This window comes from Herbaspirillum lusitanum P6-12 (assembly GCF_000256565.1).
GTDB classification, from domain to species: Bacteria; Pseudomonadota; Gammaproteobacteria; order Burkholderiales; family Burkholderiaceae_D; genus Herbaspirillum; species Herbaspirillum lusitanum.
Window position 1 is genome coordinate 1 of record NZ_AJHH01000009.1, and the last position, 9,803, is coordinate 9,803.

Here is a 9,803-nt window from a genome sequence, read left to right on the forward strand (position 1 = left end):
GCGCGCGCGCGCGCGCGCGCGCGCGCGCGCGGCATTTGCGCCGCTTCAGCCAGGATGGTGCCGGAGCCGCACATCGGGTCGAACAGCACCATGCCCGGCTTCCAGCCGCTGGTGCGCAGCAGGCCGGCTGCAAGGTTTTCGCGCAGCGGCGCTTCGCCGGTGTCGTCGCGCCAGCCGCGCTTGAACAGCGCTTCGCCGGAGGTGTCGATATAGAGGGTGAAGGTGTGCGCGTCGAGGAAGCCCGAGATGCGCATGTCCGGCGTCTTGGTATTCACCGACGGACGCTCATCGAAACGTTCGCGGAAACGGTCGCAGATGGCATCCTTGATTTTCAGCGTGGCGAACTCGAGGCTGCGCAGCGGCGACTTGACCGCGGTGACATCGACGCGAATCGTGTGCGACACCTCGAACCAGTTTTCCCATTCCTGCTCGAGGGTCATGTCGTAGATGTCGTTTTCGTTCTTGTAGGAACCGTGCGCCAGGCGCAGTAGCACGCGGCTGGCGATGCGCGAGCGCAGGTTGAGCTGATAGGCGCCGATCATGCTGCCGGAGCAATGCACGCCGCCGGGAACCTGCGTGTGCACCTTCAGGTTGGCGTCGGGGCCGGCCAGCTGGGCGATTTCGTTGAGTTCTTCCGCGAGGGCAGTTTCGAGGCCGCGCGGGCAAGGGCAGAAATAGGAATAGTTGGTGCTCATGAGGGGTACCTTTTGTCCGTTGGGGGTTGATGCCTGGTGCGCGACATGACCTGATGTCATGTCGTGGGTGTTTCTTCCGGCGGCGTTGACGGCATCTTGCTATCGACGCCGCCGGATTCCCGCTTGCGCGGGAATGACGAATCTTTACTGCGATGACTACGACTGCAAATTACTTTCCTGCAAACGCGCGTTCGACGAAATCGAGACGGTCCTGGCCCCAGTAACCTTCGCCGTCCACGATGAACCACGGCGCGCCGAATACATTGGCGGTGGTGGCTTCTTCGCTGAAACGGTCGAACTCGGCCTGCACGCTGGCGGTTTCCGCCGACTTCAGCAGGCTGGCGCCGTCGTGGCCGAGGCCGTTGGCGATCGCCAGCAGCGTGTCGGCATCGGCGATGTTCTTTTCTTCTTCCCAGATCGCGCGCATCACGGCGCCGGTCAGATCGAGCGCGGCACTGGTGCCGTGCGCCAGTTGCGTGGCGATGATCAGGCGCGCGGCGACGTCGCTTTGCACCGGGAAGTAGGTCGGCTGCAGGTTCATCGGCAAGCCGAGGAATTTGCTCCAGCGTTCCAGTTCCTTGAGGCGGTACGCCTGGCGCTGCGGTGCGCGCTTGGCCAGCGGCAAGCCGCCGGACTGGCCGAAAATCTTGCTCAGGTCGAACGGCTTGAGCACGACCTGGACGTCGTACTGCCTGGCCAGAGCGACGAAACGCGCATGTCCCAGATAGGCGAAAGGAGAGTGCGGCGCGAAGAAGTATTCACATACTTTGCCCATGAAGGACTCCGTAAAAAAATAGATCGGGGATGGATCAGAAAGGTTTCACAACGACCAGAATCACAATGGCCAGCAACAATAATACCGGGACTTCATTGAACCAGCGGAACCACTTGTGGCTGCGCTGGTTTTTGCCATTTTCAAACTTCTTGAGCAGCGAACCGCAGGCGTGGTGGTAGCCGATCACCAGAATCACCAGCGCCAGCTTGGCATGCATCCAGCCGTTGCCGGGGCCTTTGCCGATGCCGATGACCAGATACAGGTACAAGCCCAGCGCGATGGCAGGAATCGCCAGCACAGTGGTGAAACGGTACAGGCGGCGCGCCATGCCGAGCAGGCGCTCTTTGGCGACGGTCTCGGTTTCCTGCGCCAGGTTGACGAAGATGCGCGGCAGGTAAAACAGGCCGGCGAACCACGAGGCGATGAATACGATGTGCAGGGCTTTGATCCAGAGCATGCGATTCCTTTGGCGATTGACTGTTCAGGGTAAAGAGACGGCTTACTGACGCACTTGCCCTTGCCCCAGCACTACATACTTGAGCGAAGTCAGGCCTTCCAGCCCGACCGGGCCGCGCGCGTGCAGCTTGTCGTTGGAGATGCCGATCTCGGCGCCGAGGCCGTATTCGAAGCCGTCGGCAAAACGCGTCGATGCATTGACCATCACCGAGGCCGAATCCACTTCGCGCAGGAAACGCATGGCGCGCGTGTAATCTTCGGTAACGATGGCGTCAGTATGTTGTGACGAGTACGTGTTGATGTGGTCGATCGCTTCATCCATGCCGGCGACGATCTTGACGGACAGGATCGGCGCCAGGTATTCGGTGCTCCAGTCTTCTTCCACGGCTTCCTTCAGCAGCGGATAGCCGGCCAGGATGCGACGGCTTTCGGCATCGCCGCGCAGTTCGACGTCCTTGGCGCGGTACAGCTCCGCCAGCTTCGGCAGCACCTCGGCGGCGACGGCGCGCGCCACCAGCAAGGTTTCCATGGTGTTGCAGGTGCCGTAGCGATGGCACTTGGCGTTGAAGGCGACGTCCAGCGCTTTTTGCAGCTCGGCCTTGTCGTCGATGTAGACGTGGCAGATGCCGTCCAGGTGCTTGATCATCGGCACCTTGGATTCCTTGATCAGGCGTTCGATCAGTCCCTTGCCGCCGCGCGGCACGATGACGTCGACGTACTCGGTCATGGTGATCAGCGCGCGCGGTCGGTGGTCTCGACCACTTGCACGGCGTCTTCGGGCAAACCGGCGCCGGCCAGGCCTTCCTTGACCAGCTTTGCCAGCGCCTGGTTGCAGTGGATCGCTTCGGAGCCGCCGCGCAGGATCGTGGCGTTGCCGCTCTTGATGCACAGGCCGGCGGCGTCCACCGTGACGTTCGGACGGGCTTCGTAGATGATGCCGATGACGCCCAGCGGCACGCGCATCTGGCCGACCTGGATGCCGGTCGGACGGTACTTCATGTTGGAGATTTCACCAATCGGATCGGGCAGGGCGACGATCTGTTCCAGGCCTTCGGCCATGGTGGCGATGGCTTTGTCGGACAGCGTCAGGCGATCCAGCATGGCGTCCGACAAACCATTGGCGCGGGCGGCGGCCAGGTCTTGCTGGTTGGCGGCGCGCAGCGTGTCGGCGTCGCGGCGGATGGCCGTGGCGATCAGCGCCAGCGCACGGTTCTTCGCCGCCGTGTCGGCACGGGCCATGGCGCGCGATGCCTTGCGGGCGCGCTGGCCGATGTCGTTCATGTAGTGTTCGATGTTGAGCGTCATGGTAAATTTTAAGCTTGAGTATTCTTCGGTGGCCTTCATTGCCTTCAATAGCCGCGCGCGACTTTGAGCCCGAGCTGCGCCAACGCATCCCAGGCGTCGCCCGAGAAGGCCTTGGCGCGCAAGCCCTTGACCATCTTGTCGATCTGCGCGGCTTCCTGCAACGCGGTCTGCAGCGTCGCCAGGCTGATGCGGCGCAGCGCCGGGTCCATCAGTTTTTCGCGCGGACCCCAGATGCGGTATTCCTTGAGCAGCATGCCGAGCTGCTTGCCTTGCGAGACGCCGGATTTGAGCTTGAGCAGCGTGCGCACTTCTTCGGCCACGGCCCACAGCACCAGCGGCAGCGCTTCGCCTTCGCCCTTGAGCCCATCCATCATGCGCATGAGGCGGGCGGCGTCGCCCGACAGCATCGCTTCGTTGAGCTTGAAGACATCGTAGCGCGCGACGTTCAGCACGGCGTCGTGCACCTGTTCAAACGTCAGCTTGCCGGTCGGGTAGAGCAGGCCGAGCTTCTGGATTTCCTGATGCGCGGCGAGCAGGTTGCCTTCAACTCGGTCGGCGATGAAATCCATGCACTGGCGATCTGCACTCTGTTGCTGGACCGCGAGCCGGTTGCCGATCCAGCCGGGAAGATGCGCGCGCTCGACCAGCGGGATGTCGATGTACACGCCGGCCTGCTGCAAGGTGCCGACCCAAGCTGCCTTGGCCGTCGCCCAGTCGAGCTTGGGCAGGCTGATGATGGTCAGGTTGTCGGGGTTCAGGTTGGCGGCATATTCCTGCAGCGCCTGGCCGCCGTCCTTGCCGGGTTTGCCGGTGGGGATGCGCAGCTCGATCAGTTTCTTGTCGCCGAACAGCGATTGCGACTGGTTGGCGGCGAGCAGTTCGCCCCATTTGAAGCTGCGTTCGACCACCAGGACGTCGCGCTCGGTATAGCCGTTGGCGCGCGCGGTCTTGCGGATCTTGTCGGCGGCTTCCAGCGCCAGCAGATGTTCGTCGCTGGCGATGACGTACAGCGACGACAGCGATTTCGTCAGATGGGTGTCGAGCGCGTCCAGCCGCAGTTGCATCGATTATTCCTTGACGGCGTCTGCCGTGCCCGCCGTGGCGGTTTTGCTGGCGGACAGGCGGCGCAGGATCTGCTGCACCAGGTCGCTCTGCATGTCGCGGTACAGCAGCACTTCTTCAGCCTGCTTGGCCAGCTCCTGGTTTTCGTCGTAGGTGATGTCGCGCTTGAGCGTGATGTCGGCCGGCGGAATCAGGATGCCGCCCTTGTTGTCCTTGACCAGAAAGCTGAAGCGTTGGTACAGCGAGTATTCGCGTACGCGGCCGTTGGTGTTCAGGGTCAGGATCTTCTTTTCACGGGCGTCGGCGAGCACTTGCAGCACGGCTTCCGCTTCCGCCTGGTCGGACACCACTTCAGCACCGCTGGCGCGGATGTAGCGCTTGAGTTCCGTGCCCAGTTGCGAGTTGTCCGCAAAGCCGAGGTAAATCGTCTTGAACGGCAGATTCGCCGGCCCGCGCATGTGAAAGCCGCAGGCGCTGAGCATGACCGCTGCCAGCAGCATCAGGAACCATTGCAGTACTTTGCGTTGGTGGAGTTGAAATGGCATGTGTGTGTCCGTGGTCAGGTTCGTGAGCGAATGAATCGGCGTAGAAGCATCAGGCAACGATGTTGATCAGCTTGCCGGGGACGACGATGATTTTCTTCGGCGCGCCGGTCAGGAATTTCTGCACGCTTTCATTGGCCAGCGCGGCCGCTTCGATGCTGGCCTTGTCGGCATCCTTGGCGACGGTGATGCTGCCGCGCAGTTTGCCGTTGACCTGGATCATCATTTCGATCTCGCTTTGTTCCAGCGCGGCGGCATCGACTTGCGGCCAGTCGGCGTCGAGGATGTCGCCCTGTTGCTTGGCGAAGCCCAGTTCCTGCCACAGCGCGTGCGTGATGTGCGGTGTGATCGGATTGAGGATGCGCAGGAAGATCGAGGTGCATTCGGCCAGCACGGCGTTGGCGACCGGGCTGTCTTCCAGCTTGGCGGCCTCGAGCGTGTTGAGCATCTTCATGCAGGCCGATACGACCGTGTTGTACTGGATGCGCTTCAGGTCATGATCGGCTTGTTGCAGGATCTTGTGCACTTCGCGGCGCAGCGTCTTCAGCGCGTCGGTCAGTTGCGATGCATCTACCGCAGCGGCGCCTTCGATGCGCGCAGCGTTGTTATGGGCAAATGCCCAGACGCGGCGCAGGAAACGGTTGGCGCCTTCGACGCCGGTGCCCGACCATTCCAGAGTCTGTTCCGGCGGCGAAGCGAACATGGTGAACAGGCGCGCGGTGTCGGCGCCGTACTGGTCGATCTGCGCTTGCGGGTCGATGCCGTTGTTCTTCGACTTCGACATCTTCTCGGTGCCGCCGATGATGACCGGCTGGCCGTCTTCCTTGAGGATGGCGGTGACCGGACGACCCTTGTCGTCATGGGTCAGTTCGACGTCGGCCGGATTGATCCAGGTCTTCTTGCCGGCGGCGTCTTCGCGATAGTAGGTCTCGTTGAGCACCATGCCTTGCGTGAGCAGGTTGGTGAACGGCTCGTCGAATTTCACCAGGCCGAAGTCGCGCATGACCTTGGTCCAGAAGCGTGCATACAGCAAGTGCAACACGGCGTGCTCGATGCCGCCGATGTACTGGTCCATCGGCATCCAGTAATCGTTGCGCGAATCGACCATCGCATCATTGCTCTGCGGTGATGTGTAGCGCATGTAGTACCACGAGGAGTCGACGAAGGTGTCCATCGTGTCGGTCTCGCGGCGCGCCGGCTTGCCGCAGCTCGGGCAATCGACGTGCAGGAATTTTTCATGCTTGTTGAGCGGATTGCCGCTGCCGTCCGGCACGCAGTCTTCCGGCAGCACCACCGGCAGGTCTTTTTCCGGCACCGGCACGTCGCCGCAATCGGCGCAGTGGATGATCGGGATTGGCGTGCCCCAGTAACGCTGGCGCGAAATACCCCAGTCGCGCAGGCGGAAGGTGACTTTCTTTTCGCCCAGGCCCTTGGCGGCCAGGTCGGCGGCGACCGCATCGACTGCAGCCTGATAGCCGAGGCCGTCGTATTTGCCGGAGTCGACGGTCTTGCCGCCTTCCTTGTCGCCGTACCATTCTTCCCACGCGTCGGTGGAGTAGGTCTTGCCTTCGACGGCGACGACCTGCCTGATCGCCAGATTGTATTTCTTGGCGAAGGCGAAGTCGCGCTCGTCATGCGCAGGCACGCCCATCACGGCGCCGTCGCCGTAGGTGATCAGCACGTAGTTGCCGACCCACACTTCGACTTGCGCGCCGGTCAATGGATGCGTGACGAACAGGCCGGTCGGCATGCCCTTCTTTTCCATCGTCGCCATGTCGGCTTCGATGACGCTGCCCTTCTTGCATTCGGCGATGAAGTCTTGCAGCGCAGGATTGTTCTTCGCGGCGAAGCTTGCCAGCGCATGTTCCGGCGCCACGGCGCAGAAGGTCACGCCCATGACGGTGTCGGCGCGCGTGGTGAAGACCCACAGCTTGCCGTCGTTGATCAGCTTGCCGTCGTCTTTAATGTCATGCGGGAAGGCGAAGCGCACCCCGGTCGACTTGCCGATCCAGTTGGCCTGCATCAGGCGCACGCGTTCCGGCCAGCCCGGCAGCTTGGTTTCGACGTGTTCCAGCAGCTCCTCGGCGTAGTCGGTGATCTTGGCGTAGTACATCGGGATTTCACGCTTCTCGATGACCGCGCCCGAGCGCCAGCCTTTGCCGTCGATGACCTGTTCGTTGGCCAGCACGGTCTGGTCGATCGGATCCCAGTTCACGGTGCCGGTCTTCTTGTAGATGATGCCCTTCTCGAGCATCTTCAGGAACATCCACTGGTTCCACTTGTAATACTCGGGCGAGCAGGCCGTCATCTCGCGCGACCAGTCGATCGCCAGACCCATGGAAGCCATCTGCTTCTTCATGTACTCGATGTTCGAGTAAGTCCATTGCGCCGGCGGCACGCCGTTGGCCATTGCGGCGTTCTCGGCAGGCATGCCGAACGCGTCCCAGCCCATCGGCATCAACACGTTGTAGCCGCTCATGCGCAGATAGCGATACATCACGTCGTTGATCGTGTAATTGCGGACGTGGCCCATGTGCAGCTTGCCCGATGGGTAAGGCAGCATGGAGCAGGCATAGAACTTCTTCTTGTCGCGGCCGTGCTTGTCCTTGGCGTGCTCGACGGTCTTGTACGCGTCGGTCGCGATCCAGTGTTGTTGCGCGGATTGTTCTACTTCTGCTGGGCTGTATTTATCTTGCATGTCGGGTTGAGGCAAAGGAAAGATCGAAACCCGGCATTATACCGGCTCGCCAGAGGGGAGACCTAGTTCTGTGTCGATGTCAATCCGACCATGAATTGCACGAGGGAAATAAAAAACCGCCCCACTTGAAGCCGGAGCGGCGTCGGGGATCCGGCGGGCTGATTCAGAGATAAAGCATCTCAATGCTGATCGAACCGTCCAGCTGGATGTCGTCGGCCAGCAACTGGTAGGCCACGCGGCTCAGTTTGGCGCTGATGTCGAGGCCGGCGACCAGTTCGCTGAAGGCCACCGGCGTGTTGCCGGCGCCAAACGATATCTGGCTGCCGTCCTGGCGCAGGCCGCGCAGGGGGCTGCTGCGCCAGGCGGCGCTGCCGTTGGGGCGACCCAGAATGCCGACCGATTGGCCGTCCGCGACTGCCGTGCCGAAGCGCACGGCATAGCCGCCGATGCTTTTGCCGCGATACAGGCCCAGGCCGAAGTTGTCGCCGGCGTCGATGCCGGGAATATCCTTCTCACGCGTGGCTTCGCGATTGTCGACCGCCTTGACGGCGATCTTGGTGGGGCCGTCGCAGGAAATGCGCATGTCCACGCGCTGCGAAGGCAGGTCCTTGAAGCGTTCTTTCAGGTGCGGATCCGATTTGATGGTGCCGAAATCGATCACGCTGTTGCCGGGAAAGCTGGCCAGGCAGGCGGAAGGGCGGATCGTGCCCTTGACCACCAGTTCTGCGGTATCGGCGGCGTGGACGCCTGCGGCTGCGCTCAATAGCAGGGATGCAAAGGCAGAAAACGCAAGGGGGCGGAAAGGGGGTCTCATGAAGCCTCTCTGGAAAAGCAGTCTGCAGGCGGGATGGTGCGCAGACGGCAAGACTATTCTGAAGCAAAGTTCCTCGGATTTATATAAGAAAACTCTCAAAAATAGCGCGTTAATGAATTGCAATATTTCTATTTAAATACGGAAGTCGCGCGCTGATGTAATACAAAAATTGTTTGGATGGTCATAGGCCGGTAACAATGCGCTGGCACGATGTAATCGTTTTCATGCGATCCCATCTTCGCCAACCAGCCATCCATCATCGTGCCGCCTTCCATCAAACAAGTCGCCCTGCAAGCCGGCGTGTCCACCGCGACGGTGTCGCGCCTGCTCAACAAGCCGGAATCGGTCAGTTCCGACACGGCCGGCAAGATCAATGAGGCGATTGCCGCGCTCGGTTTTCGCCCCAATTTCAACGGCCGCAACTTGCGTGCGGGACGTTCGCGTACGGTGGGCGTGGTGGTGCCGACGCTGTCCAACACGGTGTTCGCACAATGCCTGCAGGGCATCGAACTGGCGGCGCGGGCGCTCGATTACTCGGTGATGTTCACGGCCACCGAATACCGCCAGGAAGACGAAGCGGCGGCGGTCAACCTCTTGCTCAGCCATCGCGTCGACGGCGTCATCCTGACCGTTGCCGACGCCAGCGCCAGCGGCACGCTGGATGTGCTCGACCGTGAAGGCATTCCTTACGTATTGACCTACAACCAGCCGCAGCAGGCTTCGCGCCTGTCGGTCTCGGTCGACAACCGCGCCGCCGCGCATGATGCCGTGGCGCACCTGATTGCACTCGGCCATACGCGCATCCGGATGCTTGCCGGTCAATTCAATGCGTCCGACCGCGCCATCCAGCGCTACCACGGCTATCTCGACGCCATGCGCGCCGCCGGTCTCGCGCCCATGGCGGTCATCGAGGTCGAGCGCCACACCCTCACCGCCGCGGCGGATTACCAGCAGATGATGGCCGATCCGCGTCAACGTCCGACCGCGCTGTTCTGCTCCAACGACCTGCTCGCACTGGCGGCGATGCGCGATCTGCGCGCACTGGGTTTGCGCGTGCCGGAAGACATCTCCGTCATGGGTTTCGACGGCATCCCGCTGGGCGAGATGATGTCGCCGGTGCTGGCCAGCGCCGTGCAGCCGTCCGAACAGATCGGCGAAGTCGCCCTGCGTACGCTGGTGGCCGCCATCGGACAGGCCGAAGGCAGCGCCGGTCCGGTCTCGCAAACACTTGCGCACACGATCCGCCACGGCGGCACGGTGCGGGTTTTCTCCTGACGCTTCTTTAGATTTTTACTCGTTCACATCAACAGCAATAGAAAGGAAACGACATGCGCTCACATCCACGTTTGTCCCGGATTCTCCAGACGGTGGCGGCAGCCGCCGCTTTCGCAGGTCTTACCGCTTCGTTCAGCGCCGCGGCCGCGGCGCAAAACGTCATCTGCTACAACTGCCCTCC

8 protein-coding genes and 1 pseudogene are annotated in these 9,803 nt (G+C 61.9%); 1 reads left to right on the top strand and 8 read right to left on the bottom strand.

Annotation, left to right across the window (positions count from 1 at the left end):
- From HLUSI_RS0100300 to HLUSI_RS0100335, 8 genes and pseudogenes are all read right to left on the bottom strand, one after another.
- The coding region (locus HLUSI_RS0100300) for a THUMP domain-containing class I SAM-dependent RNA methyltransferase (protein ID WP_016832054.1) at positions 1 to 695 on the bottom strand (695 nt) is incomplete at its 3' end.
- Between the two features lie 169 nt (positions 696 to 864).
- Positions 865 to 1,470, bottom strand: a complete 606-nt coding sequence (locus HLUSI_RS0100305) for a 2-hydroxychromene-2-carboxylate isomerase (RefSeq protein WP_016832055.1) — start codon at positions 1,468 to 1,470, stop codon at positions 865 to 867.
- A 34-nt stretch (positions 1,471 to 1,504) separates the two neighbouring features.
- Positions 1,505 to 1,927 carry a CopD family protein gene (locus HLUSI_RS0100310; RefSeq protein WP_016832056.1) on the bottom strand — a complete coding sequence of 141 codons (423 nt, stop codon included), beginning with the start codon at positions 1,925 to 1,927 and terminating at the stop codon, positions 1,505 to 1,507.
- Positions 1,928 to 1,969: 42 nt separating this feature from the next.
- Positions 1,970 to 3,231 (bottom strand): annotated as a pseudogene (locus tag HLUSI_RS26280) (glutamate-5-semialdehyde dehydrogenase).
- A 44-nt stretch (positions 3,232 to 3,275) separates the two neighbouring features.
- Entirely contained in the window at positions 3,276 to 4,295 is a 1,020-nt protein-coding gene (holA, locus tag HLUSI_RS0100320) for a DNA polymerase III subunit delta (protein WP_016832057.1), read from the bottom strand.
- A gap of 3 nt (positions 4,296 to 4,298) precedes the next feature.
- Positions 4,299 to 4,838, bottom strand: coding sequence for an LPS-assembly lipoprotein LptE (locus tag HLUSI_RS0100325; protein WP_016832058.1), 540 nt, complete (start codon positions 4,836 to 4,838; stop codon positions 4,299 to 4,301).
- A 49-nt stretch (positions 4,839 to 4,887) separates the two neighbouring features.
- On the bottom strand, positions 4,888 to 7,533 hold the full coding sequence (gene leuS, locus HLUSI_RS0100330; RefSeq protein ID WP_016832059.1) for a leucine--tRNA ligase: 2,646 nt from the start codon (positions 7,531 to 7,533) through the stop codon (positions 4,888 to 4,890).
- A gap of 163 nt (positions 7,534 to 7,696) precedes the next feature.
- Complete coding sequence (locus HLUSI_RS0100335) at positions 7,697 to 8,296, bottom strand: DUF1120 domain-containing protein (protein WP_016832060.1); 600 nt, start codon at positions 8,294 to 8,296, stop codon at positions 7,697 to 7,699.
- 312 nt (positions 8,297 to 8,608) lie between these two features.
- Here HLUSI_RS0100335 and HLUSI_RS0100340 point away from each other — a divergent pair, with 312 nt between their 5' ends.
- Positions 8,609 to 9,622 carry a LacI family DNA-binding transcriptional regulator gene (locus tag HLUSI_RS0100340; RefSeq protein WP_016832061.1) on the top strand — a complete coding sequence of 338 codons (1,014 nt, stop codon included), beginning with the start codon at positions 8,609 to 8,611 and terminating at the stop codon, positions 9,620 to 9,622.
- The last annotated feature ends 181 nt before the right edge of the window (positions 9,623 to 9,803 follow it).